Here is a 26,011-nt window from a genome sequence, read left to right on the forward strand (position 1 = left end):
TAAAAATTTATTATGAAATCATGCATATACAACATATCAATCTACAGGTTTTTCACAAACCTGTTTTTTGTTTTATTTCTAAATGTTTTCACTTTAGGTTTTTCACAGAACTTTTCACAAGTAAAGGTTAAGACTCCGCCTGTAAAAAGTATATTACTTCCGGAAATAGCCAATCTGTCTGAGGATATTATATATAAAACCAGTAGAAAAGGAGATCCCATCAGGCTGGATGTTTTTACGCCCAAAAATACCACTGCAGGTCAGTTGCTTCCTGTCCTGATCTACGTTCACGGAGGTGGATGGATAGAAGGTGATAAAGTGATTCATGCAGACAATTATGTTGAAACGACCATTGGAAAGCTGATGGCAAAGCAATACGCTGTAATCAGTATTAATTATACCCTTTTGAATGATGACACTCATTTTCCATTACCTTTGGAAGACACCAAAGATGCGGTAAGATGGGTAAGGAAAAATGCGGAGAAATATCGTTTTGACACCAGCAATATTGGATTATTCGGGGCTTCAGCCGGCGCTCATCTTTCTTTGATGGCAGCTTATACTCCAGACAATACTTATCAGGGCAGTCCAGAGCTTTCGTCTTATTCGGCTAAAGTAAATTATGTTATTGATCATTATGGTCCTACAGACCTTAATAAACTTTTCCACACAAGACTGGGAACAATTCCGGTGGGAATGATCGGATTAATGTCAAAAAAAATTGTCGGCTTACAGGAAAATCTTGTAAAAGGAATTTCAGGATATGATATCAGAAAAGATCAGGATACAGCTATTGATTATCTTACAACTATATCTCCCGTTAATTTTGTTTCAGAAGGCGTGCCTACTTTAATTGTTCAGGGTAATAATGACAAAGTTGTTCCTATAAGCCAGTCGAAAAAGCTTCACAGAAAATTGAACAGAGCCAGAATTCAGAATTCCTTGATTATTGTGGACGGCGGAGTCCATGGATTTGGTACAACTGATAAGAGCTATCTGAATCAACTTACTGATGAGATGGTGAATTTCATTCTTTCACAAAAGAAATAATATACATCCAACTATTTAAATACAATCCAACACACTAAAAATCAACATAATAAATACAATACTAACAATAAATTTGCTAGATTGATATACATATTAATATTTTTTAATTGAAAATTAATTACCTTGGCCATTGTTCAAATTATTTTCAACAAAACAACTAATAAATTAATCATTCACTAAAAAAAATACGCAATATGGATTCTTTGAATAATATCAATGCGCTTACACTCATATTTGCATCTGTGCTTATTTTTGCGATAGCTTACCGTTTTTATGGTATTTTTATTGCTAATAAAGTTCTCAGGCTTAACGACCAAAATATGACTCCTGCAGTAGAATTTGCAGATGGTAAAGATTATGTTGCTACGAATAAAAATGTACTTTTCGGACATCATTTTGCTGCAATTGCTGCCGCCGGACCGCTAGTTGGACCTGTTCTTGCTGCACAATTCGGATATCTTCCCGGTGCACTATGGATTCTGATTGGCTGTGTATTGGGAGGCGGAGTTCATGATATGGTTGTACTCTTTGCTTCCGTGAGACACAAAGGTCAAAGTCTCGCGACCATCGCTTCTAAAGAAATCGGGAAAGCCACCGGAACTGTAGCAGGTTTTGCGATCCTTTTTATCCTGATTCTTACGCTGGCCGGTTTATCACTGGCTTGTATCAACGCAATGCATGAGGCCTCATGGTCTCTTTTTACGGTAGTTATTACCATGCCTATTGCCATTATCATGGGACTGATTATGCGTTATAAAAAGAACAGTGTTTTGTTTGCAAGTATATTAGGCGGTATTCTTTTGATTGCCGGAATTATCGGAGGCCATACTCTGATGCAGAATCCTACCATGAATAATTTATTCTCCTGGGATATTAAAACAATTTCTATTGCGATTCCTTTATATGGTTTTATTGCTTCTGTATTACCGGTATGGCTGCTTTTGGTTCCAAGGGATTATCTTTCCACTTATTTAAAGATCGGAACTATTATTATGCTGGCTATCGGAGTAATTGTCATTCATCCTACTATACAAATGCCTGCTATCACAGCTTTTGTCAATGGTGGTGGACCTATTATCGGCGGGCCTGTACTTCCTTTTATTTTTATTGTGATTGCCTGTGGGGCAATTTCAGGTTTCCATGCTGTGATTGCTACGGGAACAACTCCGAAAATGCTTAATAAGGAAAGAGAGATTCTTTTTGTAGGCTATGGAGCAATGCTTGTAGAAGGTTTTGTGGCATTGATGGCACTTATTGCAGCTTGTACACTGATGCCTGGTGATTATTTTGCGATCAACACACCTAAGGAAGCTTATGATTCGTTTCTTGCAACACATCCTTCCCTGCATGGTGTAGACATAGATTATTATTCACAGAAAATAGGAATTGATCTTTATGGAAGAACCGGAGGTGCAGTCTCCCTGGCTGTAGGAATGGCCCATATCTTCAACAAAATCCCTTATATGGATCAGCTGACGGCATATTGGTATAACTTCGCCATTATGTTTGAAGCGGTATTTATTCTTACTGCTATTGATGCAGGAACAAGAGTGGGACGCTTCTTTTTACAGGAAATGCTGGGCTCTGTCGTTCCAAAATTCAATGATAAAAACTGGATTCCGGGAATTATCATCAGCAGCCTTCTTTTCACTTTTGCCTGGGGTTATCTGGTGTATACCGGAAATGTAAACAGTATCTGGCCGTTATTCGGAATCAGTAATCAGCTGCTGGCTGCCTGTGGACTTATCGTCTGTACTACGATGCTGATAAGGATGAACAGGGGAAAATATGCTTTATGCTCAGCTGTTCCCGGAGTTTTCATGGCCGGAATCACCTTCTGGGCCGGATATATCCAGGTGACCGCTATCTATATTCCAAAAGGACAGTACCTACTGGCTGCATTAGCGGCAACAGCAATGATTCTGATGCTTATTGTATTTATAGGGGCTTTCAGGAAATGGTATCAATTACTACAGATCAATAAAACGGAGATTGATCATTATGGAGAACCGGTAAAAGAACTGGTAGAAAGATAAAGCTAAGATTACAATAAAAAACAGTTCAGAAATTCTGAACTGTTTTTTTATAAGCATTATCGGTAATTTTTATTTAAAAATTGAAATTAAGTCTCGCGAAAACATACCTTCCATTCTGTCCGAACTGTGAAGTGGAACGTGAATAGATAAACTGGTCGTTATTTGTAGAAGCAGTAAGGTTTTTCGTTGGATAAATATCAAACAAATTATTCACTCCTAAAGTCAATCCTACATTTTTAGTGAATTGGTAAGCAGCAGATATATCGGTAATGATCTTATTTCCGATCGGCTGGTGTTCATTAAAATCTATGATTCCGTCTCCGTTCACATCAATAATATCGGCACCTGTTACTTTTCCGAAATAGGTATTTCTCAGATAGAAAGTAGCATCCTTCCATGAAAGGGTGTGCGAAAGACTGGCTTTCACTCTAGGTACCGCTTCTTCCAGATACACTCGTGATTTTTCAGAGAAGTAGACTTTTTCAAGCTGTGGTGACTGTAAAAGTCCTGCAGAATGGATATCACCTACCTGCTTGGTTTTATTAAGATTTATTGCAAAGCTATTATCTAATTTAAATCCTGAGAACCTTGTATTATGTGAAATTACCACATCCAATCCTTTTGTTTCTGTATCAATCGCGTTAGTAAAGAATTGTGCTGCATTGATTCCCAATTGATCATAAGCTTCCTGTGCCTTCTGAGGAACATTTGCTCTTAAAAACTGGTCCGTAAGAATGATACGGTTATCAATTCTTGTGAAATATCCGTCTGCTGTAAAGCTAAGTCCAACTGAAGGAATTCTGTAGGTAAATCCTACACTTGCAGATTTGGAAGTTTCCTGCTTCAGTTTTGGCATATCCAGCAGTCCTGCCAGCTGAGAATCATTACTGAAAGTTCCTACTTCCAGCAGTTGATTATTGGTGAACAATGTAGACGTTACATTGTAATAGATCTGGTGGATAGATGGTGCTCGGAATCCTGTAGAACCTGCCAGTCTCACATTGAAATTAGGTGCTACTTTGATTCTTGATGCTAATTTATAATTGAATGTAGATCCGAAATCAGAATAATTTTCATATCTCGCCGCAGCATCTACCAATAACCAGTTCGTAAAGTTAAATTCCACATCTGCATAGGCTGCCACCGACTGCCTGTTTTTATCCACCGCATTCTCAGGCTTAAATCCGTTGAATACCTGTGATCCTCCCGGAAGCGCTGCTCCAAAGAAATCAGTAGGTCTCACAGAATTTCCGTTCCATACATTTCCGGAGGCATCATAGGTTGCATAAGAAGCTTCTTCTCCCTGAGTAATTTTAAAATTCTCGTACCGGTGCTCAGCTCCAAACGCTACGTTGATTCCTTCCCATACATCATATTTTTTAGAGAAATCTAGATTGATGGTATTTTGGGAAAATCTTAATCCTCCTGCGTTAAACTCTCTTGGTGAAACAAAACGCAAAGAAGTATTTCCTGTATTCTGAATATTATAGGTAAATGAATTCTGTCCGTAAGTATTACTGAAATCAATATTCCAGCCGTCCCATTTTCCTTTGATTCCTGCAGCTAATGAGATATCCTGAATATCGGTCCCGATCTGAGGAAGATAACCGCTAGGATATAATCCTGTGAAAGTTCTGCTTTCACTCGGTCTTCTGTAAAATCCTCCGGAAGTTCCGTGTCTTAAACTATACCCTCCGAAAGTGTAGACCTTCCAATTGTCACTTACAGGAATTTCAGCATTTACAAAAAGCTGGTGATTATTAAGTTTAGACTGTCCTACCTGCATATTGAAATCCTTTCTTGTCTGCCCTCTGTACACCAGCTCCTGATCGGTGAAGTAATTAAGCTGATCTCTGGTAAAACTTGCAGATTTTAAAACATTTTGTAGTGCCGAAATGCTATTGGCCCCCTGAATTGAATTTTGCAGTTCCTGAGAGAAATAGCTTACATTTTGGGCATACTGATGTACATAATTTACAATCTGCTGTGAATTGGGTGTATTACCAATATTAGTAAAGAGAGAAGAAAGATTTACACCGTCATTTAATGCACGTTGTTCAATGGCATTATAAGCATTGTATATAGGACCGCTTTCTGTTCCTGCTCTATAAGTAGGATTTCTGAACTGTGAAGACCAGGTGATATTGAAAAAACCTCCTTTGGTTCCTATTTTATTACCATAATTCAGGTCCAGCTGAATATTCTGTCCGTCAAAATCTCCGGTATGGTCATTAGCTGTGGGTGTTAAATTTCCTCCATAGCTGATCTGTCCTGCCAGTTTTCCTGTATCTCTTTTCAGATCAAGATTGATTACTCCGGCAATGGCATCAGATCCATATTGTGCCGCGGCTCCGTCTCTTAAGACTTCTATTCTGTTTAATGCAAAAGACGGAATGGCATTTAAATCTGTTCCTACGGTTCCTCTTCCGGGTGTTCCGTTTACATTAACCAATGCTGAAGTATGTCTTCTTTTTCCATTCACCAAAACCAATACCTGGTCCGGTCCCAAACCTCTCAGCTGAGCAGGATCCAAATGGTCCGTTCCATCTGAATTGGTCTGAATGGTAGAAGTAAATGAAGGTGCCACCGCATTCAGAATTTGTCCAATATTTGTTTGCGGGAGAATGATTGAAGATTCTTTCACATTGAAAACATCTACAGGAACCGGACTGTCTGTTTTTGATCTGGCTCCGGCCCTTGACCCCAGCACTACTACTTCTTCTACATTATTGGTTTTTATACTGTCTTTATTTATTTTGATGCTGTCTTTTTCCTGTCCGTAAGTATATACTCCAAGAAAAAATAAAGCAGAGACCGAAAGAATAGTTTTTTTATTTCTCATATAGTTTAATTTGATTGAACATTTATGTTTTTACAGGGTGCAAATGTAAAATATATTTATTAGTCCACAAAATCAATAGACTTTGTTTTATAAAAAATGGTTATCGTTTCTTTCTATCCCTATTTAAAGTTATGATAAATTAAGAACATTTCAATAAAATAAGATACTAAAGAATATAAGATCAAACAAATAAAGATTGGAAACGCTATGATCGCAAAGGAATTTTGCAGCTTATTATTCTGGCGTTCGCAAAGGCACTTCGTTCAGCAAAGCACATTTCCTTCGTTGAGTAGAACGCCATTGTGATCGAAAAATAAAAAACGGATCCAAATTTTGAATCCGTTTACTTTATATTGTATTATTTTGAAACTAAATCTTAGTCAGTTTTGCATATTTAAGAATCAGGTTTTTCTCTCCTTCATGAATGAAAATAACTTTTGCTTTGATATTCTGAGGATCCGTTCCATCCAGGAAACTCACTTCTCCGATTCCGAAACGGTCGTGTCTCACTTTATCTCCCACTTCAATATCCTGTGAAGAAGCTCCGCTTGGATTGATGATTTTAGCCGTACTTACAGGTTTCAGTTTTCTTACTTCCTGAGCAGGTTTTGACGCATCACCTCTGTCGAGAGTCTTCTTTTCAACCTTTTTGAAAGATTTCATTTCAGAAGGATGTTCATCAAAAATATTGGATCTTACCCCTGAATTATTAATAAACCTTTTTTCAAGAGCCGGATTAAGGAATTCAATATATTCATCATCAATTTCACTTAAGAATCTTGAAGGTTCTGCATCCGTAATTTTTCCCCATTGAAAACGGGAAACAGCATATGAGAAAAAGACCTGTTTTTCAGCCCTTGTCAATGCTACATAAAATAGTCTTCTCTCTTCCTCCAGATCTTCTCTGGTGGCAGAACTCATAAAGCTTGGGAACAGATTTTCTTCAAGTCCTACTAAGTGAACTACCGGAAACTCAAGTCCTTTTGAAAGGTGAATGGTCATCAATGAAACCATATCATCTTCCAGGTTCTTATCCTGAGTATCTGCTGAAAGGGCAATATTTTCAAGGAAATTGGAAAGACTGGGATCTCCGTCTTCCAGCTGCATCTGTTCTTCAATAAACCCCTGCATAGAGTTCATCAGTTCCTGTACGTTTTCTACTCTGGAAATTCCCTCAGGAGTCTGGTCATCTTTTAAAAACTTAATCAACCCGCTTCGTTTTGCCACTTCCATAGCAACACTGTAAGCCGTTTCTGTTTTCAGCAATACCTGAAAAGCTTTTATCATAGACCAGAAGTCGTTCAGTTTATTCAAAACTCCGTTGTTCAGACCTAATTGTGGTGCATACATCGGAAGATTTTCCAGTACTTTTGAGACCGCAATATTGTGAGCATCTGCAAAAACGATCAGTTTATTCTGGGTAGTTTCTCCAATTCCTCTTGCAGGATAATTGATAATCCTCATCAATGCTTCTGAGTCATTTTCATTGATCAGAAGTCGAAGATAGCCAATAAGATCTTTTACTTCTTTTCTTTGGTAGAAGGAAAGTCCCCCATATACTTTATAGGGAATATTTTTACGTCTCAGTGCATCTTCAAAAGCACGCGTCTGAGAGTTTGTTCTGTATAAAATGGCAAAATCACTATATTTTCTCTGGTCACGGTTACGAAGTTCCCAGATATTTCCCGCAACGAAATTGGCTTCATCAGCATCGGAAAGAGACCTGTATATTTTGATCTTATCCCCTTCTTCATTATCACTGAATACATTTTTTTTAAACTGCTGTAAGTTTTTTGCAATAACCACGTTAGCTGCATTTACAATATTCTGTGTAGAACGGTAATTCTGTTCCAGAGATACTGTTTTAGCATCTGTATAATCTTTTTTAAAGTTTAAGATATTGTAGATGTTAGCCCCACGGAAAGAGTAAATAGATTGTGCATCATCCCCTACCACACAGATATTCTCAAATTTTGAAGCTAAAGCTTTTACGATTAGATACTGAGAATGGTTGGTATCCTGGTACTCATCCACCATGATATATCTGAACCTGTCCTGATATTTTGCAAGCACTTCAGGAAAACGGGTCAATAATTCATTGGTTTTCAACAACAGATCATCAAAATCCATGGAACCGTTTCTGAAACACTGGTCTACATATTTCTGATAAATCTGCCCGATGAATTTCATATTCGCTTTTTCATCCGCTTCCATCAGTTCCGGGTTGTTGAAGTAAGCTTTTACCGTAATCAGATTATTCTTATAGGTTGAAATTCTTGCCTGAACTTTTTTAGGTTTATAAAGATCCGCATCAATATTCATATCCTTCAGTACTTTTTTGATCACATTCAGGGCATCCTGCTGATCATAAATGGTAAAATTGGAAGGATATCCCAGATAATGAGCTTCAATTCTTAAAATTCTGGCAAAAACAGAGTGGAAAGTTCCCATCCAAAGGCTTCTTGAATTGCTGTCTCCCACTACTTTTGCAATACGGTCTTTCATTTCACGAGCTGCCTTATTGGTAAAGGTAAGTGCCAGGATATTGAAAGGGTCTATTCCATTATGTATTAAATGAGCAATACGCATGGTAAGTACACGCGTTTTTCCGGAACCCGCTCCGGCAAGTACCATCAAAGGTCCTTGTAAAGAGGTAACGGCTTCATATTGTGATTCATTAAGTCCTTTCAAATAGTCCATACAGCAAAAAAATTTTGGGAACACAAAATTAATGTATTCGGAGGAGAATTCAAACTTTCATAGAGAAGTTAGGAATTTTGAGTACTCAGGATTGAATTTTGGGGGGATTTGTCAATAGTCAATTTTGCTTTGCAAGTGAATCGTGAATGATTAACCAACGATTAGAAAATTTCTCTACAATAATTATTCATAATCTCAAATCTCGAAACCCGAATCACGTAACAAATTCACAAGCGAAGCGAACTCACCATTCATTACTCACATTTACATATATATTTCTACAAACTCTGTAACATTTAATTCACTTTTCGTACTAATTGGTAAACAATTTCTAAATTTTATGAAAAAGCGACTTCTTTCTGCTGCTGCCGTAGCTTTCTTCGGGCTAATGCTGAATGCACAGCAAATCAAATTCGAAGAGTATGACCTTCCCAATGGTCTTCACGTAATTCTTCATCAGGATAATTCGGCACCAGTTGTAACAACAGGTGTAATGTACCATGTAGGTGCAAAAGATGAAGTAAAAGGCAGAACAGGTTTTGCTCACTTCTTTGAACACCTTTTATTTGAGGGAACTCCTAATATCAAAAGAGGAGACTGGTTCAAGATCGTTTCTTCAAACGGAGGACAGAACAACGCCAACACAACTAATGACAGAACTTATTACTATGAAACATTCCCTTCCAACAACGAACAGCTTGGACTTTGGATGGAGGCTGAAAGAATGCGTCATGCTGTCATCAACCAGATTGGTGTAGATACACAGAGAGAAGTTGTAAAAGAAGAGAAAAGATTGAGAATGGATAACCAGCCTTATGGAAACCTTTTCACAACAATTCAGAAAAATTTATTTACCAACCACCCATATAACTGGCCTACAATTGGTTCTATGGAAGACCTGAACTCTGCTAAGCTGGAAGAGTTCCAGGCGTTCTACAAGAAGTTTTACGTTCCGAATAATGCTACTTTGGTTGTTGCAGGAGATATCAAACCTGAGCAAACTAAAAAATGGATTGAAACGTACTATGGAGGAATTCCAAAAGGAACATTATATCCAAAAGATTTCCCTAAAGATGCTCCTATTACTCAGGAAAAAGAAGTTACTGCTACAGACCCGAACATTCAGCTTCCGGCGTATGTTTTCGCTTACAGAACTCCGGCTAACAAAGAGAAAGATGCTTATGTTTTAGATATGCTTTCTTCTTACTTAAGCAGTGGAAAATCTTCTGTTTTATATAAAAAATTAGTAGATCAGGATAAAAAAGCGCTTCAGGTAGCTGCTTTCAACCAAGGGCTTGAAGATTACAGTATTTTCGCATTCTTTGCGATCCCGATGGGACAGACTACCAAACAGGCTTTACAGACTGACATTGATGCTGAAATCAAAAAGCTTCAGACTACGCTAATCTCTGAAGACGATTATCAGAAACTTCAAAACCAGTATGAAAACCAGTTTGTAAATGCCAACTCAAGCATTCAGGGAATTGCTGCTTCATTGGCAACCAACCACGTATTGATGGGTGACACGAATTTGATCAACAAAGAAATTGACATTTACAGATCTATCACAAGACAGGATCTTCAAAATGCGGCTAAAAAGTATCTTAATTCTAACCAAAGAATAATCATTAACTACGTACCTGAGAAAAAGTAATCATTTCAACTTTTAAGTTACCATATGATTATTAAAAATTAAATTTTTACAAATGAAAAAGCAATTAACATATATAGCTGCAGCGTTTTTCTTTACAGGAATGGTTTCAGCACAAAAAATAGATCTTAATGCAATGCCAAAGCCGGGACCTACTCCTGCGATAAACATTGCCAAGCCAAAAACATTCCAGCTAAGCAACGGCCTTACGGTAATGGTGGTTGAGAACAACAAACTGCCAAGAGTAAGTGCAAGCCTTTCTATGGACAGACCTCCTTACAACGAAGGTGCCGTAACCGGAGTAAGTGAAATTATGGCTGAACAGTTTGAAAACGGAACTACGAATATCTCTAAAGATGATTTCAATAAAAAAGTGGACTATCTTGGAGCCAATCTTAATTTCTCTTCAGGAGGCGCTTCTGCCAATTCACTTTCAAAATATTTCCCTGAAGTGCTAGGCTTAATGGCTGATGCAATCATTAATCCTAAGTTCTCTGCTGAAGAAATTCAAAATTCTAAAGAAAGAGCGATTGAAGGATTAAAATCTGAGGAAAAAAACGCTTCTTCCATTGCAGAAAGAGTTTCTAATGCTTTGATGTATGGGAAAAATACTTCAAGAGGCGAATTTGAAACCGTTGAATCTATTAACAAAATTCAGCTAGCTGATGTACAAAATACCTACAAAAAATACTACGCTCCGGACAATGCTTACTTAGTAATTGTTGGAGACGTAAAATTTGATCAGGTAAAGCCTTTGATCGAGAAAGCTTTCAATGGCTGGAAAAAAGCAAACACTCCTATTGCACAGTTAGAACCTGCTTCTAATGTTGCTAAAACAGAGATCAACGTAGTGGATGTTCCTTCTGCTGTACAGTCTGTTGTTTCCCTAAACAACCTGAACACCTTGAAAATGAAAGATGCCAGCTACTTCCCTGCAACAATTGCCAACTACATCCTTGGAGGTGGTGGTGAAGCAAGACTTTTCATGAATCTTAGAGAGAAAAACGGATTTACTTACGGTGCTTATTCAAGTATGGTAGCAAGCAAATATTCCCCACAGTTCTCTGCAAGCGCGAGTGTAAGAAATGAGGTTACAGACAAAGCGGTTAAGGAATTCATGAATGAACTTAACGCGATTTCTACGGTAAAACCAGAAGAATTAGCAAATGCAAAAGCAAAACTGAAAGGGGCTTTCATCATGTCTTTAGAGCAGCCTGCGACTATTGCAAGATTTGCATTAAACCAAAAAGTTCAGGATTTACCCGCTGACTTCTACACCAATTACCTGAAATCAATTGATAAAGTAACTGCTGCAGATGTTGCCAATGCTGTTAAAACTACCATTTTACCTAACCAAAGCAGAATTTTCATCGCAGGTAAAGCATCTGATATTTCTGAAGGACTGGAAAAACTAGGTTACCCTGTAAAATATTTTGATAAGGACGCCAACCCTGTTGCAAAACCAACGGTACAAAAAGTGGATGCAAGTGTAACGGTTGCCTCTATCGCAGATAAATACATCAATGCCATCGGAGGAAAAGCCAATCTGGCTAAAATTACTTCGTATACCACGAATGCTTCCATGTCTATGCAAGGACAAAACATCGATTTTAAAATCGTTAAAGCACAAGGCGGAAAGGAACTGACAACCGTAACAGCAATGAGACAGGTTGTTCAGAAGCAGGTATTTGACGGAAAGACCGGCTATTCTATGCAAATGGGACAAAAAATTGACATCACACCGGAAGAAATTGCTGAAAAGCAAAAGAACCCAGAGCTTTTTGAAGAATTAGGTTTTGCAAAATCTGCTGATTATAAATTAGGCGGAATTGAGAAAATCGGAGGTGAAGATTCTTATGCCATTAAAGGAGGAGATACAACCTATTACTACAGTGTTGCAACGGGATTAAAAACCGGAGAAACCAAAAAAGTAAAAGCTAAAGGCCAGGAAGTGACAATTCCAACAACATTTTCTAATTACAAAGATGTAGAAGGCGTAAAAATGCCCTACACAATCTCTGTAAGCCAGATGGGAATGGATATGACCATGAATGTAAAGTCTTATGAAATAAATAAGGCTACTGATGCTGATTTTAAATAACAACATCAATTTTTATAGAAAAAACGGCAACAATTGTTGCCGTTTTTATTTTTATCAACATTTGGCGATATCTTTTTTTGTCATTCAGTAAAAAAAGATTAAATTTGCCCATTCAAAAAGATATCAGAATTAATGGATACTATATTTACACTATTGATGGTTCTTGTTATGGTTGCCAGCGTTTTATTGGTAATTATCGTTATGGCACAAAATCCAAAAGGAGGAGGCCTTTCCAGTACATTCGGAGGTGCATCATCTGCACAGTTTGGAGTACAGAGAACCAATGATTTCATGGAAAAAGCAACATGGACTCTAGGCGGAACTATCATTGTTCTTATCCTTTTAAGCGTTGTTATTACAGGAAAGCCGTCTCAGACAGCTCCTACGCAGAAACAACCAGTGAAGAAAGAAGCTCCTGCAAAACAGTCAGCTCCTGCTGCTTCTACAACAACTCCGGTACAAGCTCCTGCAGCACCGGCAAAATAAGAAGAATACCATCTTATATAAAACAAAAGCAACTCAAATTGAGTTGCTTTTTTATTTTAATTTGATTCTTTCAATCTGATGCCGGAGTTTCAAACCAGCCTTTAAAAATGAATATTGTACAGGCTTCGATTCTTTATAGTACTTATCAATAAAGATCTGCATGGCTCCGTAAAATCTGTTAAGATATACTTCATTCTTAATCGTACTTTCTCCTTTATGATGAAGAATAGAAACTTTACCGTAATAGAAGTTTTTGTACCCGTTTCTTAAGAAGGTATAGCAAAGATCAATATCTTCCCCATACATAAAATAAGCTTCATCCAGCCCTCCTATTTTTTCGTAAACGTCTTTTTTAGCCAATAAAAATGCACCTGTCATAACTTCTACTTCAGCAACCGCATGTTCTTCAATATCATTTCTGTAATAAGACTTGGAACTATTCTTTTTAAAATTGGTAAACAGCTTTTCAAAAGAATTAAACATATCCGGAACAGAACGCTTACTTTCAGGAAGAAAATTACCTTCTGCATCATGCATCCTTACTCCCAGACATCCGAATGAAGGCTGAGCGTCTGCAAAATCCAGAAGCTCCTTCATATAAAACCCTTCAAACTCCGTATCAGGATTCAAAAGCAATATGTATTCCCCTCTTGCTGTTTGAACCGCCCGATTATTTGCTTTTGAAAAACCGCCATTGATTTCAGAAGATATAAAATGTACGTTCGGAAACTCAGGAATAAGATTTTCCCAAGAATGGTCTGTAGAAGCATTATCAATAACAATCACTTCATACTCTATCTCCTGTATATATTTCTGAAGCGACAGGAGACAGCTTCTGAGCAATTGGGTAACATTATAATTAACAATAATAACAGACAGCTTCATATTAATCCTTTTCGTTATATGGCAGCCTGTTGATAATGGATCTTCCTAATGAAATTTCATCAGCATATTCCAGTTCATCTCCTACTGAAATTCCTCTTGCAATGCTGGAGAAATTCACATTGAAACTTTTAAATTTCTTGTAAATGTAATAAGCCGTTGTATCTCCTTCCATCGTAGCACTCAATGCAAAAATAAACTCCTTCACCTTTCCCTCATTCAGCTTCTTTTCAATGCTTGGAATATTCAATTGACCGGGGCCTACTCCTTCCATTGGAGAAATTTTCCCTCCAAGGATCAGATACTTGCCCGTATATTTTCCGGTATTTTCAATAGCAATCACATCCCTCACATCTTCAACGATACAGATCAGCTCACCGTTTCTCTTTTCATTGCTGCATATTTCACAGATGTCAAAATCTGAAAAATTATGACATTCTTTACAGTATTTTATTTCGTTGACAAGGTTAATCAGGGAATTCCCAAGACTTACCGCTCTGGAATTGGGTTGCTTCAACAAATGCAGTGCTAATCTCAAAGCAGTTTTTCTTCCAATCCCAGGCAATCCTGAAATCTCGTCTACCGCCTTTGCCAATACTTTACTTGGATAATCCATAGCTACAAAAATAAGGATTAAAGTTGATAATTAAGTGTGAATGGCGAATCGTCAGTTCGCTTCGCTTGTGAATTTATATAAAGTGATTATTGACGATTGACTTTGCGCAGCAAAAATTGACAATTGACAACGAATTCAATGTCCCAAAATGATATTTTAAAATTCTCCCATACCTGAGAACTCTAAAAAAACCTCTATATTTGCGGCTTAAATTAAATATGAAAAAAATTAACTAACATGGTACTTAACAATCTAAATTATCCTCTGGATTTCAAATTCAAAATCACTACTTTAGCAAGTGACTTCAATATTACTGACAGAAATGGAAATTATGTAGCGTATGTGCGTCAGAAAATGTTCAAACTGAAAGAAGATGTTATCGTTTTCAATGATGAGAGCAAGTCTAAGGAACTTTTCAGAATCAGAGCTAATAAATGGATTGATTTCAACGCTTCGTATTCTTTGAATGACCTTATTGACAATAAAAACTTCGGTAGACTGGCAAGAAAAGGGATGCGTTCTATCTGGAAAGCAAGTTATGATGTTTTGGATGCTCAGGATCAACCTAAGTTTAAAGTTCAGGAAGACAGCGCATGGGTAAGGTTCTGGGATAGCTTTGTAGGAGAACTTCCTATCATCGGAATGTTCACAGGATATTTCCTTAATCCATCTTATACGGTAACCGGTATTGACGGGAAAGCTTATTTTAAACTGAAAAAAATGCCTTCATTCTTCGGAAGAAGATTCCAGCTGGACAGACTGATCGATATTGATGATGAGGAAGAAAGCTTAGTAATTTTATCTTTATTAATGATGACACTTCTTGAAAGAGCAAGAGGATAAAACAAGTAATAAAACCACAAACACATGAAATATTTAATCATTTTATTTTCCGCATTTTTATTGGTAGCCTGCAAAAAGGAGAAAGAAACAGTTTCTGGTTCTAATTCTGCAGATTCTTTACATATTACCAAAGACTCAGCTTCAGTAAAACCTTCGTCAGGAAATATTCTGGTGGGAACCATTCCGTTTCCTAAAGAAATCAAAGAATGCTCCTGCTATTTTGCGGTAAGCAAAGCTGATTTTGAAAATGAAAGATACATCTACGCAGATGATGCCGGAAAAACAGCTTATATGATGCTGGACGGTAAAAGACTGGCTCTGAATCTTATCTCTTCAAGTGACATGGAGGTAGATGAATTGCTTACCAAAGAAATAGAAAATGATGATTACAAAATTTCTGTAAAAGGTAAAAAAATAAAAGGCGAAGAAGCTTTACTGTTTGAAGGGACTCTGACTATAGAGAAACCAGACGGTACTACATTTACAACTCCGATCTATGGAGAGTGTGGATGCTAATAAAAGCGAAATCATACAACAAAAATGCTTCTGTATCTCACGGAAGCATTTTTTATTTTGTAAATTTGAGAAAAATAAAATTCAATGGAATTATCTAATATAGAACCGCAGATTATCTGGAAAAACTTCTCCAAATTAAATGCTGTTCCAAGACCTTCAAAAAAGGAGGAAAAAGTAATAGCTTTTATCAAAGGATTTGGCGAAAATTTAGGCCTGGAAACTACGGTGGATGAAGTAGGAAACGTTATTATTAAAAAGCCTGCTACTGCCGGCATGGAAAACCGTAAATCTATCGTGCTTCAATCGCACCTTGATATGGTTTGCCAGAAAAACAATGATGTTAACTTTGATTTTGAAACTGAAGGAATCAAAATGGAGATTGACGGTGACTGGGTAAAGGCTAAAGGAACTACTTTAGGAGCTGATAATGGTTTAGGAGTAGCAACCATTATGTCTATTCTTGAAAGCTCAGATATTCCGCATCCTGCACTGGAGGCTCTTTTCACCATTGATGAAGAGACAGGAATGACAGGTGCTTTAGGATTAAAACCGGGACAACTGACAGGACAAATTCTATTGAACCTTGACACTGAAGAAGACGATGAGATTGATATCGGCTGCGCAGGAGGTGTTGACGTAACAATCACTCAAAATTATACTGCTGAAGCTCCAAAAGGACAAATTGTAAGAATTGAAGTAAAAGGTCTTCAGGGAGGACACTCCGGAATGGATATTCATAAAGGCTTCGGAAATGCCAATATTATTTTGGGAAGACTTCTTTACAGCGGTTTAGAAAACCAGAATATTGAATTGGTTTCTATCGACAGCGGAGGTCTGAGAAATGCAATTCCAAGAGAAGGTGTTGCTCTGATTTCCGTAAGAAATGCTCAGGAATTTATAGAAAACGTAACTGTTCTTAAGAAAGATATTTTAGAAGAATTTGCGACGGTAGAGCCGGGAATTCAGATCAATATTGAAAACTCTACATCTTCTGACAAAGCAATTACAGAAGGAGATTCTAAAAAAGTAATCCTTACTCTAAAAGCTCTTCACAACGGAGTATACAGAATGAGCCCGGACGTAGCTGATCTTGTAGAAGCTTCCAATAATGTAGCAAGAGTAGAATTAAAAGGTGGAGAACTTAAGATTTTAAACCTTACAAGATCTTCTGTAGATTCTTCCAAATATTCAGTGGCAGAACAATTAAAATCTGTAGCAGAATTGGCTGGAATGAATGTTGAATTCAGCGGTTCATATCCGGGATGGAAACCAAAACCAGGCTCGGAGATTGTACAATTAATGGAGAAACTTTACACAGAGAAATTCAGTGAGAAGCCTCATGTAGTAGCTTGCCACGCAGGTCTTGAGTGTGGGATCATCGGTGCCAATTATCCGGAAATGGAAATGGTAAGCTTTGGACCAACGATCAGAGGGGCTCACTCTCCTGATGAAAAAGCGAACATTCCTTCTACTCAGAAATTCTGGAGTTTCCTGAAAGATATTTTAGCGAATATTCCTCAGAATTAGAACATTAAAATTACTATATTCAATATCCAAAGTCTTATGATTTTGGATATTTTTAATTTAAACTTCAAAGATTAAGGACTAAAAACACATAAAACAATGAAAAGCATTACAGTATTCTGCGGCTCAAGTTTTGGCACAGATAAAATTTATGAAGAACAGGCATTTCTGCTTGGGCAAACTTTAGCAAAACAAAATATACAATTGGTTTATGGAGGTTCGGAAACCGGCTTAATGGGGACAGTAGCTAATGGAGCCTTAAGTGAAAAAGGTAAGGTAGTCGGAGTGCTGCCTCAGTTTTTACAAACCAAAGAAATTGCCCACAAAAATCTGACAGAACTCATCATTGTGGAAACGATGCATGAAAGAAAGACCAAAATGAATGAACTCTGCGATGGAGTTATCGTTCTGCCAGGTGGCTATGGAACACTGGAAGAACTCTTCGAGATGATCACGTGGGCACAGCTCGGGCTTCATAAAAAACCGATCGGAATTTTGAATATAGATGGTTTTTATGATGATCTGATTAAACTGGTTCAGACTATGGTGGATAAAGGGTTCTTAAAGCAAGTCAACAGAGATATGCTTCTGATCAGTGATACCATTGATGATTTACTTGAAAAGATGAGAAATTATCAGGCTCCTACTGTTGGAAAGTGGATTTCTAAGGAGGAAGTTTAAAACGTTATATTTCTTTAAATGAATAACTACAACGTTAATAAAGAAATGCTTGGCGTTGCTACAGTATTTGTAACTATATTCGTTATTGTCCCTGCTATTTCTTCTTATTCTAAGGAAGATTGTAAGACTGCGATGGAAAGAGTCAGGAAGCAAAAATGTAAAATTAGAGTCGAAAGTATTGAAGGTGTAAGATCTCTTAAGCTAAAAGGAACTATTCCTGAAAGCATTCAACCTTGTGAATGTTCTGAAGATGGCAAATGGTGGGTTTCCTATAAAAATGAAATAGACCCTGGCGATTACTTTATAAAGAATGAAGGGGAAAGTCATTTCGAAATTATCAAAGAAGACACTCTAATCAGACATGAGTATATATGTTCTCCGAAATAAATATAAAAACAAAACCCGTCCGAAAAACTCGAGCGGGTTTTTTATTAAGATTAAAAAATATTTTCTAAGGATAAGGAGCAATTTCCACTTCGAGCCCTTCCATGGCATCGGCAATATGTAACTGGCATCCCAATCTGCTGTTATCTTTCACGTGGAAAGCTTCACCCAACATAGCGTCTTCTTCATCTCCCATTGGTTCCAGACCAGGATCATTGATTACATATACCTGGCATGAAGCACACATCGCCATTCCTCCGCATACTCCAATTGTACCTTCTTCTGCCAATTCATAGGAACGGATAATTTCCATAAGGTTCATGGACATATCCGTAGGAGCTACAACATCGTGGGTTACCCCTTCTCTGTCGGTGATTTTAATATTAACGTCTGACATAATTCTGCAAAATTAGTCAATTTTTTTCACAACTGCCTTCTCTGCTTCTTTACGGCTTCCGTCAAATCCGTCAACACCACTTACCGTTGTATATTTTAAAACGAATTTTTTCCCTGGATTCAATCTGTTGTAAACACTCTGACACATCAAAGTAGCCTCGTGGAAACCACAAAGAATTAATTTCAGTTTTCCAGGATAGGTGTTGATATCTCCGATGGCATAGATTCCGTCAATGTTTGTCTGATAATCTAAAGCATTGTTTACAACGATTGCATTCTTCTCGATATTCAATCCCCAGTTTCCGATCTCTCCAAGTTTTGGAGTCAATCCGAATAATGGAATAAAGTAATCTGTTTCAATATCATAAGCTTCCTCACCGTCAACCTGTACTGTAATCGCTTCTACTTTTCCGTCACCTTTAATCGCTGTAACTTCAGCTGGAGTAATCAATTTGATCTTTCCTTGATTCTTCAGATCCTGAACTTTTTCTACAGAATCCAAGGCGCCTCTGAACTCGTTTCTTCTGTGAATCAATGTCACTTCACTGGCAACATTTGACAGGAAAACACTCCAGTCAAGAGCAGAATCACCACCTCCGGCAATCACTACTTTTTTATTTCTGAAATGCTCAGGCTCTTTTACAAAGTATTCAAGACCTTTTTCTTCATAATCCGCAATATTATCCATCGTAGGCTTTCTTGGTTCAAAAGTACCCAAACCACCGGCAATGGCAATTGCTTTACATCTGTGAACAGTTCCTTTATTGGTAATTACTTCAAACCATTCATCATCTACTTTAGTATAAGAAACAGCGGTTTCTCCCAAAGTGAATCCAGGCTGAAACTGCTTGATCTGCTCCATCAAATTATCCACCAGTTCTCCAGCATTTACTGAAGGATAACCTGGAATATCAAAGATAGGTTTTTTAGGATACAGTTCTGCCAACTGCCCTCCTGGCTGTGGAAGCGCATCAATAATATGGCACTTCATTTTTAATAAACCAGCTTCAAAAACTGCAAAAAGTCCTGTAGGTCCCGCACCTATGATCAATATATCAGTGGTTATCATAATATTTAAGATAATTTAATTATACATGTAACTGCAAATTTACTAATTTTAATGCGAAGCATATTTAATTGATTCTAAATAAAAACCTGAGATTTGTCAAATATCTATCATTTAAGATTTTAAATTTGGCAATGTTTTTGTAAATGTCTTGTTATGAAGAAAATTTTAAACCTTTTTGCAGTATTTATATTCTTTTTAGGCTCGGCCCAGATTGATAACATCGCGGACGGCGAATCTATCACTCTCAGAATACACTACGGCTTCCTTAATGCAGGAACAGCAAACCTTACTACAAAACAGACCAATTACAAGGGAATACCCCATCTGTATGTAAAAGGAACAGGACAGACTACCGGCGCCGTAAAAGCATTCTTCAAAGTGGAAGATTTATATGAAAGTTTCATCAATACCCAAACAGGATTACCAAGTTTCTATGTGAGAAATGTACGTGAAGGAAGCTATCGCCAGCATTTTGAAACCGTTTTTAATCACGATAACAACACATTGATTTTAACAGATAAAAAGACTCCTGCCAATGGTTCTAAGGTTTTAAAATCAGTAAAAGGAGTTCAGGATATGCTTTCATGTTTTTATTATTTAAGAAGTAAGAGCCCGGATGAACTGAAGGTGGGAACCATCATCAATATGAATGTATGGATTGATGATGAGATGTTTCCGTTTCAGTTAAAAGTAACAGGAACAGAAAATTTAAAGACAAAATTTGGCACCATCAATTGTTTAAAGATTATTCCATCTGTAAAAAGCGGAAGAGTGTTTAAAGAAAAAGAAGGTGTAACCATGTGGGTTTCCAATGATGCCAATCATATCCCGATGCTGTTGAAAGCTGAACTGGCAGTAGGTTCACTGAAAGCCAGTATTGATGATTACAAAAATGTAAAATATCCTTTAAAGTTCAGCAAATAACAATTCTAAGTTTTTAAAGATACAGCCTGTAAATTTTACAGGCTTTTTTTATTGCTGATGTAATATATCCTCAACACAGATTGTCTTAATAATAGAGGCAGATCAAGAGCTGCAGCATGTCAATACTTTCAGTGAGGTACCAAACGGATCCGAACCGAAGTATAGATATAAGAAACAGACACGTGTAAATTTTTCAATAAGATCAGTTTTTAATTACGTTTTGTTTCTTAGGTCAGTAATTAAAAACAAAAAACCTCCGGAGCTCCGGAGGTTTGATTTTTTATAGTGTTTTGAACTGTTCCAGTGTTCTGATATCATTTTCAAAGAACATTCTGATGTCACTCATCTGGTAAAGAAGCATGGTGATTCTTTCAATTCCCATTCCGAATGCATATCCTGAATATTTCTCAGAATCGATATTCACATTTTTCAGTACGGCAGGGTCTACCATTCCGCATCCCATAATCTCCAGCCATCCTGTTCCTTTCGTAATTCTGTAATCTGTTTCAGAGTTTAATCCCCAGTACACATCAATTTCAGCACTTGGCTCTGTAAACGGGAAGAAAGAAGGTCTCATTCTGATCTTAGATTTTCCGAAAAGCTCAGTAGTAAAGAACTGGATTGTCTGCTTTAAATCTGCAAAACTTACATTCTCATCAATATATAATCCTTCAATCTGGTGGAAGATGCAGTGAGAACGTGAAGAGATCGCTTCATTTCTGAACACTCTTCCCGGAGATAAAATTCTGATTGGCGGCTGGTTTTCTTCCATAAAACGAGTCTGTACAGAAGATGTGTGTGTTCTCAAAAGAATATCCGGATTCTGTTCAATAAAGAACGTATCCTGCATATCTCTTGCCGGGTGGTATTCCGGAAGATTAAGTGCCGTAAAGTTATGCCAGTCATCTTCAATCTCTGGTCCGTCTGCTACGGCGAAACCAATAGATTTGAAGATTTCAATAATTCTGTTTTTCACCAGATTAATTGGGTGTCTTGACCCCAATTCCAATGGAAATGCAGGTCTTGTAAGATCTTCTTTTTCTACGACAATAGAAGATTCAGAAGAATTTTTCAAATCTTCCAATTTTACAGCAACTGCCTGCTTTAAAGTATTGATCTTCTGTCCGAATTCTTTTTTCTGGTCATTAGGAACTTCTTTAAATTTTTCAAAAAAATCATTCAGAACCCCTTTTTTACCGTTGTACTTGATTCGGAAGTTTTCGATATCTTCCTTAGAGGTAGCATTGAAGCCGTTTACTTCGACCAGTAGTTCTTCTATCTTTTCTATCATTATTTTACCCTTTCAAAATGTTTTGCAAAAATACGATTTTAAGTTGAATAATAAGTCCGTCAAAAAAAAATCTGCCTCTTTTTCGGGAGGCAGACTTCAATCACTTATTTCACTTAAATAAAAAAATTATTTCTTTTCTAAAGCTTTAACGCTGATCTGAAGAGTCACCTCATCTTTTATCACACCGTTTTCAGCAGGAGCCTGGAACTTTACTCCAAACTCTTCTCTTTTGATATCTTTTGGTTCAGTAGCTACACTTACCACTCCGTCTTTTACAGAAACATTAGCTTTAAACTGAACGGGTTTTGTAATTCCTTTAATCGTTAAATTACCATCCAAAAGAGTATTGTAATCACCTTCTGTAGCGGGAGTAACCTTTGTAATCTCATAAGAAGCTGTTGGAAATTTTTCAACTTCAAAGAAATCACCGCTCTTCAGGTGGCCGTTTAATTTCCCCATATCTTCCGGGCTGTCTTTCAAATCCACAGAAGTTAAGGAGTTCATATCAGCAACGAATTTTCCGCTTTCCAGTTTTCCGTCTTTCACTGTTACATCTCCGCTTTCAAACCTGATTGTTCCAAAATGACTTGTATTTTCAGATTTAAAAACTTTATATCCCTTCCATTCAACCTTACTGTTTAGCGTATCCAAAGTAAACTGGCTACCTTCTTTGGTAGTCGTCACCTCATTACTCTCACTGGCAAGCGGTTTATCTTTTTTACAAGAAACCATTACAGCAGCAACGAATAAAGCAGGAATCGCTATCGAAAACAGTTTTTTTCTCATTTTTGATTTATTTTTATTAGTTCCGCTAATATAATAAAAAAAATTATGTTTTCATAAAAACCTTACATTTGTAATATGCTATTAGAAATAAACAATTTATTTTTCTCTCACAACAAAGAAAATCCCCTGTTTCAGAACCTTAATCTAAGGTTTGAAGAAAACAGAATTATAGCTCTTGCCGGGGAAAGCGGATGCGGAAAATCCACTCTTCTCAACCTTATTTATGGTCTTCTTGATTGGGAAGGCGGAGAAATTATTTTTAACGGAATAAAGCTTTTGGGACCGAAAGGAAATCTTGTTCCCGGAGAGCCGGAAATGAAATTTGTAGCACAGAATTTTGATCTTATGCCTTATGCTACAGTGGCAGAAAATGTGGGAAAGTTTATTTCTAATATTAATTTAAAACAAAAAAAAGAAACCGTTACAGAACTTCTGGAAGTGGTAGGCCTTCAGGAATTTGCCCATGTACTTCCCAAATATTTAAGTGGCGGACAGCAGCAGAGAGTGGCTATTGCCAGAGCCTTGTCTGTGCTTCCAAAGCTCCTGATTCTAGACGAACCATTCAGCAATCTGGATTTTCCGAGAAAAATTGAGCTTAGAGAAAGACTTTTCAGATATGTAAAGCAGCATGGGGTTTCTTTAATCATCTCTACACACGAACTTCAGGATATTATGCCATGGCTGGATCAGATTATTATTCTTCAGGACGGAAGATTGATTCAGAATGACAGTCCGGAAGAAACCTACAGACACCCTTACAACTCTTATGTTGCAAAATTATTCGGAGAAGTGAATATTTTCAGTGAAAGCGAAGCCGAAAATTTTCAGCTTCCCAAATTCTCTTATTACCCCAAAGAAATCAAAATTACAGAAACCGGTTTTGAAGCCCAAGTTCTGGAAAGCAGATTTGCAGGAAACTATTATTGGAATAAGCTGAGAACAAAGGAAAAAGTACTTGTAGTATATACAGATGAGAGCATATCAGGATCTGTAAATATTTCATTTATTTAAAGGCAAAAAAGCAAGGCGGCTATTATAAATGGAACCTTTTTCTTTTTCTCTATGTTTTGCATAACTTCTACATTTACTTACACTTATCTATAAAAAACACAAACATAAGAATGGGTTATTCAAACTTTTTCTTACATTTGTATTTCTAAAGCTTAAGGAAATTTTTGGTTATTTCTCTTTCTGCCTTCCGGGACGGACATTAGCAATCTTGCAATTAAGTCTTATGAAAGATTACACTGTCCAATTTTTTCCTTTTCTTATTTTTAGGACATAAGAAAACAGCATTTTCTTACGCTTTCTTTACAAACTCTGATTTAAGAGCCATTGCCCCGAAACCATCAATTTTGCAGTCAATATTGTGATCACTACCCGGTCTTAAACGGATATTTTTCACTTTGGTTCCAGCTTTTACCGGTTTTGGTGCTCCTTTTACGGGAAGATCTTTTACCACGACTACAGAATCTCCATCCTGCAGTTCATTTCCGTTTGAATCCAATATTTTTCCTTCGTTAGCTGCTTCAGAAGCCGCTTCTGCAGGATCCCACTCGTAGAAACACTGGGAACACACCATCATGTTATCACTTGGGTAAGTAAACTCCGAGCTGCATTTTGGACAAAGTACCGTATCACTCATATTTTTAATTTTTGCAAAGGTAGAGCTTTTTGGAGGTTGAAGTCAAGAGGGAATCGTGGAACGGTTAATAGTCAATTTTTGCTGCGCAAAGTGAATGGTGAATCCCCAAGTTCAATCTCAAACCAAAGCCCCCAAACCCGAATCTCGAATCTCATATCCCAAACAAAAAAAATTCACAAGCAAAGCGAATTGACTATTCACCATTCACAAACCTCATTCATCAACTCTCAATTAAAAGTCGTATTTTTGCAGATTCAAACAGCGAAGCAAACTTATGGAACTTATTCACAGAAACTTGGCCATCGGAATTCACGATGCCTTACAGGAGACATTTTTTGAGAAAAACAAATATGCAGATAAAGTTATTGAAAGACTTTTGAAAGCAAACAGAAAATGGGGAAGCCAGGACAGAGCTGTTGTTTCTGAGATTTTCTACAATATCATCCGTTGGAAAAAACGTCTTGAATATTATATGGGGGAAGGTGTAAAGCCCAACAATATTTACAAGCTTATCATCGCCTATTTACTTTGGAGTAAGACCAATTATAAAAAGTTTGAAGAATTTGACGGAATCAAAATTGCCGACATTCTTACCAAACTTAAAAAGAATACAGTTCCTACAAAAGCAATAGAACATTCTATTCCTGAATGGCTTGCTGAAACTCTTGAAAAAGAACTTGGAGCTAAATGGGAAAGAGAAATGATTGCTTTGAATGAGCAGGCACCCACTGTTTTAAGAGCGAATTCTTTAAGAACAACAACCAAAGAACTTATTTCTGACCTTTCTGATGAAGGTGTTGTTTCTTTTCCTATTAAAAATTATCCTGATGCTGTTCAGCTAGAAGAGAAGAAAAACGTTTTTCTTACCACAGCTTTTAAGGAAGGATTATTTGAAGTTCAGGATGCTTCTTCTCAAAAGATCGGTTATTTCCTTGATGTACAGGAAGGACAGAGAGTGGTAGATGCATGCGCCGGTGCGGGAGGAAAAACACTTCACTTAGCAGCATTAATGAAAAACAAAGGCCAGATTGTTGCCCTGGATATTTTCGAGTGGAAACTTGCCGAATTGAAGCGTCGTGCCAAAAGAGCTGGCGCCCACAATATTGAAACCCGTATGATTGCCGATAATAAAGTAATCAAGCGTCTTCATGAAAAGGCTGACAGACTTCTGATTGATGCCCCATGTTCCGGTCTTGGAGTTCTAAAAAGAAACCCGGACAGTAAATGGAAAATTGACCAGGACTTTATTGACAGAATTAAAAAAGAACAGCAGCAAATCCTTCAGGACTATTCTAAAATGCTTAAAAAAGGAGGGAAAATGGTATATGCAACATGTTCTATCCTTCCTTCTGAGAACAATCTTCAGGTAGATGAATTCATCAAAAACAATCCTGGATTTAAAATGATTAAGGATGAAAAAGTAATGCCTAGTGAAGGTTATGACGGATTCTATATGGCTTTGATTGAGAGAATTTCTTAATCCAAACCAATAACAATATATAAAACTACTCTATTTTCTGGAGTAGTTTTTTTTATTTAAAAATCTTTCTAAAAAAAATGTAACATTTTTTGTAACATTTAAAGCCCA

The 26,011-nt window shown here is 37.1% G+C and carries 22 protein-coding genes; 13 read left to right on the plus strand and 9 right to left on the minus strand.

The features are described 5' to 3' along the window. The first annotated feature begins 12 nt into the window (after window positions 1-12). Window positions 13-1,050 (plus strand): alpha/beta hydrolase, encoded by a 1,038-nt coding sequence (locus FW781_RS16015; RefSeq protein WP_149388359.1) that lies wholly within the window; start codon window positions 13-15, stop codon window positions 1,048-1,050. 194 nt (window positions 1,051-1,244) lie between these two features. Beyond that, a complete protein-coding gene (locus tag FW781_RS16020) occupies window positions 1,245-3,086 on the plus strand; it encodes a carbon starvation CstA family protein (protein ID WP_172625743.1) in 1,842 nt (613 codons plus the stop codon). 73 nt (window positions 3,087-3,159) lie between these two features. Here the strand turns inward: FW781_RS16020 and FW781_RS16025 are convergent, their stop codons facing one another. Continuing rightward, complete coding sequence (locus FW781_RS16025; RefSeq protein WP_149388360.1) at window positions 3,160-5,928, minus strand: TonB-dependent receptor plug domain-containing protein; 2,769 nt, start codon at window positions 5,926-5,928, stop codon at window positions 3,160-3,162. 369 nt (window positions 5,929-6,297) lie between these two features. Beyond that, on the minus strand, window positions 6,298-8,628 hold the full coding sequence (locus FW781_RS16030; protein ID WP_149388361.1) for an ATP-dependent helicase: 2,331 nt from the start codon (window positions 8,626-8,628) through the stop codon (window positions 6,298-6,300). A 340-nt stretch (window positions 8,629-8,968) separates the two neighbouring features. Here FW781_RS16030 and FW781_RS16035 point away from each other — a divergent pair, with 340 nt between their 5' ends. The 3 genes from FW781_RS16035 (at window position 8,969) to secG (ending at window position 12,866) form a co-directional block, all read left to right on the plus strand. Next, a complete protein-coding gene (locus FW781_RS16035; protein WP_149388362.1) occupies window positions 8,969-10,282 on the plus strand; it encodes a M16 family metallopeptidase in 1,314 nt (437 codons plus the stop codon). A gap of 52 nt (window positions 10,283-10,334) precedes the next feature. Further along, window positions 10,335-12,380 (plus strand): M16 family metallopeptidase, encoded by a 2,046-nt coding sequence (locus FW781_RS16040; RefSeq protein ID WP_149388363.1) that lies wholly within the window; start codon window positions 10,335-10,337, stop codon window positions 12,378-12,380. A gap of 132 nt (window positions 12,381-12,512) precedes the next feature. Then, the gene (gene secG / locus FW781_RS16045) at window positions 12,513-12,866 is read left to right on the plus strand and encodes a preprotein translocase subunit SecG (protein ID WP_149388364.1); all 354 of its coding nucleotides are present in this window, start codon (window positions 12,513-12,515) and stop codon (window positions 12,864-12,866) included. 51 nt (window positions 12,867-12,917) lie between these two features. On the opposite strand, the gene FW781_RS16050 is transcribed toward secG, so the two are convergent. Then, on the minus strand, window positions 12,918-13,757 hold the full coding sequence (locus tag FW781_RS16050) for a glycosyltransferase family 2 protein (protein ID WP_149388365.1): 840 nt from the start codon (window positions 13,755-13,757) through the stop codon (window positions 12,918-12,920). Continuing rightward, window positions 13,753-14,364, minus strand: coding sequence for a recombination mediator RecR (gene recR / locus FW781_RS16055; RefSeq protein ID WP_105702592.1), 612 nt, complete (start codon window positions 14,362-14,364; stop codon window positions 13,753-13,755). Before recR ends, FW781_RS16050 begins: the two co-directional genes overlap by 5 nt. 237 nt (window positions 14,365-14,601) lie before the next feature. Between recR and FW781_RS16060 the strand changes: the two genes are divergently transcribed. From FW781_RS16060 to FW781_RS16080, 5 genes are all read left to right on the plus strand, one after another. After that, window positions 14,602-15,207: an LURP-one-related/scramblase family protein gene (locus FW781_RS16060; protein ID WP_149388366.1), complete on the plus strand. Its 606-nt coding sequence runs from the start codon at window positions 14,602-14,604 to the stop codon at window positions 15,205-15,207. A 24-nt stretch (window positions 15,208-15,231) separates the two neighbouring features. Continuing rightward, window positions 15,232-15,723 carry a hypothetical protein gene (locus FW781_RS16065; protein WP_149388367.1) on the plus strand — a complete coding sequence of 164 codons (492 nt, stop codon included), beginning with the start codon at window positions 15,232-15,234 and terminating at the stop codon, window positions 15,721-15,723. A gap of 84 nt (window positions 15,724-15,807) precedes the next feature. Next, a complete protein-coding gene (locus FW781_RS16070; protein ID WP_149388368.1) occupies window positions 15,808-17,250 on the plus strand; it encodes an aminoacyl-histidine dipeptidase in 1,443 nt (480 codons plus the stop codon). 96 nt (window positions 17,251-17,346) lie between these two features. Continuing rightward, the gene (locus FW781_RS16075) at window positions 17,347-17,928 is read left to right on the plus strand and encodes an LOG family protein (protein WP_149388369.1); all 582 of its coding nucleotides are present in this window, start codon (window positions 17,347-17,349) and stop codon (window positions 17,926-17,928) included. 18 nt (window positions 17,929-17,946) lie between these two features. Beyond that, entirely contained in the window at window positions 17,947-18,315 is a 369-nt protein-coding gene (locus tag FW781_RS16080; protein ID WP_149388370.1) for a hypothetical protein, read from the plus strand. 64 nt (window positions 18,316-18,379) lie between these two features. On the opposite strand, the gene FW781_RS16085 is transcribed toward FW781_RS16080, so the two are convergent. Together FW781_RS16085 and FW781_RS16090 are read right to left on the minus strand one after the other, a co-directional pair. After that, on the minus strand, window positions 18,380-18,709 hold the full coding sequence (locus tag FW781_RS16085) for a 2Fe-2S iron-sulfur cluster-binding family protein (RefSeq protein WP_047373678.1): 330 nt from the start codon (window positions 18,707-18,709) through the stop codon (window positions 18,380-18,382). 12 nt (window positions 18,710-18,721) lie between these two features. After that, window positions 18,722-19,777, minus strand: a complete 1,056-nt coding sequence (locus FW781_RS16090; RefSeq protein ID WP_047373677.1) for an NAD(P)/FAD-dependent oxidoreductase — start codon at window positions 19,775-19,777, stop codon at window positions 18,722-18,724. Between the two features lie 153 nt (window positions 19,778-19,930). Here FW781_RS16090 and FW781_RS16095 point away from each other — a divergent pair, with 153 nt between their 5' ends. Continuing rightward, window positions 19,931-20,701, plus strand: a complete 771-nt coding sequence (locus FW781_RS16095) for a DUF3108 domain-containing protein (protein ID WP_077414057.1) — start codon at window positions 19,931-19,933, stop codon at window positions 20,699-20,701. A gap of 280 nt (window positions 20,702-20,981) precedes the next feature. Here the strand turns inward: FW781_RS16095 and pheS are convergent, their stop codons facing one another. Both pheS and FW781_RS16105 read right to left on the minus strand, forming a co-directional pair. Next, window positions 20,982-21,992, minus strand: a complete 1,011-nt coding sequence (pheS, locus tag FW781_RS16100) for a phenylalanine--tRNA ligase subunit alpha (protein WP_047373674.1) — start codon at window positions 21,990-21,992, stop codon at window positions 20,982-20,984. Between the two features lie 126 nt (window positions 21,993-22,118). After that, entirely contained in the window at window positions 22,119-22,778 is a 660-nt protein-coding gene (locus FW781_RS16105; RefSeq protein WP_149388371.1) for a YceI family protein, read from the minus strand. Window positions 22,779-22,853: 75 nt separating this feature from the next. Here FW781_RS16105 and FW781_RS16110 point away from each other — a divergent pair, with 75 nt between their 5' ends. After that, window positions 22,854-23,789 (plus strand): sulfate/molybdate ABC transporter ATP-binding protein, encoded by a 936-nt coding sequence (locus FW781_RS16110; RefSeq protein WP_149388372.1) that lies wholly within the window; start codon window positions 22,854-22,856, stop codon window positions 23,787-23,789. A gap of 289 nt (window positions 23,790-24,078) precedes the next feature. Here FW781_RS16110 and FW781_RS16115 read toward each other — a convergent pair whose 3' ends face one another. Further along, window positions 24,079-24,423 (minus strand): zinc ribbon domain-containing protein YjdM, encoded by a 345-nt coding sequence (locus FW781_RS16115; RefSeq protein ID WP_047373671.1) that lies wholly within the window; start codon window positions 24,421-24,423, stop codon window positions 24,079-24,081. A gap of 274 nt (window positions 24,424-24,697) precedes the next feature. Between FW781_RS16115 and FW781_RS16120 the strand changes: the two genes are divergently transcribed. Further along, window positions 24,698-25,903 (plus strand): RsmB/NOP family class I SAM-dependent RNA methyltransferase, encoded by a 1,206-nt coding sequence (locus tag FW781_RS16120; RefSeq protein ID WP_149388373.1) that lies wholly within the window; start codon window positions 24,698-24,700, stop codon window positions 25,901-25,903. Window positions 25,904-26,011 lie beyond the last annotated feature (108 nt).

The sequence above is a fragment of the Chryseobacterium panacisoli genome (genome assembly GCF_008274625.1).
Taxonomy (GTDB): domain Bacteria; phylum Bacteroidota; class Bacteroidia; order Flavobacteriales; family Weeksellaceae; genus Chryseobacterium; species Chryseobacterium panacisoli.

Coding starts and splice junctions, on each gene's coding strand:
- FW781_RS16020 (WP_172625743.1), top strand. CDS start 1,245: ATGGATTCTTTGAATAATATCAATGCGCTTACACTCATATTTGCATCT.
- FW781_RS16090 (WP_047373677.1), bottom strand. CDS start 19,777: ATGATAACCACTGATATATTGATCATAGGTGCGGGACCTACAGGACTT.
- FW781_RS16065 (WP_149388367.1), top strand. CDS start 15,232: ATGAAATATTTAATCATTTTATTTTCCGCATTTTTATTGGTAGCCTGC.
- FW781_RS16030 (WP_149388361.1), bottom strand. CDS start 8,628: ATGGACTATTTGAAAGGACTTAATGAATCACAATATGAAGCCGTTACC.
- FW781_RS16070 (WP_149388368.1), top strand. CDS start 15,808: ATGGAATTATCTAATATAGAACCGCAGATTATCTGGAAAAACTTCTCC.
- FW781_RS16095 (WP_077414057.1), top strand. CDS start 19,931: ATGAAGAAAATTTTAAACCTTTTTGCAGTATTTATATTCTTTTTAGGC.
- FW781_RS16035 (WP_149388362.1), top strand. CDS start 8,969: ATGAAAAAGCGACTTCTTTCTGCTGCTGCCGTAGCTTTCTTCGGGCTA.
- FW781_RS16115 (WP_047373671.1), bottom strand. CDS start 24,423: ATGAGTGATACGGTACTTTGTCCAAAATGCAGCTCGGAGTTTACTTAC.
- recR (WP_105702592.1), bottom strand. CDS start 14,364: ATGGATTATCCAAGTAAAGTATTGGCAAAGGCGGTAGACGAGATTTCA.
- FW781_RS16120 (WP_149388373.1), top strand. CDS start 24,698: ATGGAACTTATTCACAGAAACTTGGCCATCGGAATTCACGATGCCTTA.
- FW781_RS16040 (WP_149388363.1), top strand. CDS start 10,335: ATGAAAAAGCAATTAACATATATAGCTGCAGCGTTTTTCTTTACAGGA.
- FW781_RS16025 (WP_149388360.1), bottom strand. CDS start 5,928: ATGAGAAATAAAAAAACTATTCTTTCGGTCTCTGCTTTATTTTTTCTT.
- FW781_RS16105 (WP_149388371.1), bottom strand. CDS start 22,778: ATGAGAAAAAAACTGTTTTCGATAGCGATTCCTGCTTTATTCGTTGCT.
- secG (WP_149388364.1), top strand. CDS start 12,513: ATGGATACTATATTTACACTATTGATGGTTCTTGTTATGGTTGCCAGC.
- FW781_RS16085 (WP_047373678.1), bottom strand. CDS start 18,709: ATGTCAGACGTTAATATTAAAATCACCGACAGAGAAGGGGTAACCCAC.
- FW781_RS16080 (WP_149388370.1), top strand. CDS start 17,947: ATGAATAACTACAACGTTAATAAAGAAATGCTTGGCGTTGCTACAGTA.
- FW781_RS16075 (WP_149388369.1), top strand. CDS start 17,347: ATGAAAAGCATTACAGTATTCTGCGGCTCAAGTTTTGGCACAGATAAA.
- FW781_RS16110 (WP_149388372.1), top strand. CDS start 22,854: ATGCTATTAGAAATAAACAATTTATTTTTCTCTCACAACAAAGAAAAT.
- FW781_RS16015 (WP_149388359.1), top strand. CDS start 13: ATGAAATCATGCATATACAACATATCAATCTACAGGTTTTTCACAAAC.
- pheS (WP_047373674.1), bottom strand. CDS start 21,992: ATGATAGAAAAGATAGAAGAACTACTGGTCGAAGTAAACGGCTTCAAT.
- FW781_RS16060 (WP_149388366.1), top strand. CDS start 14,602: ATGGTACTTAACAATCTAAATTATCCTCTGGATTTCAAATTCAAAATC.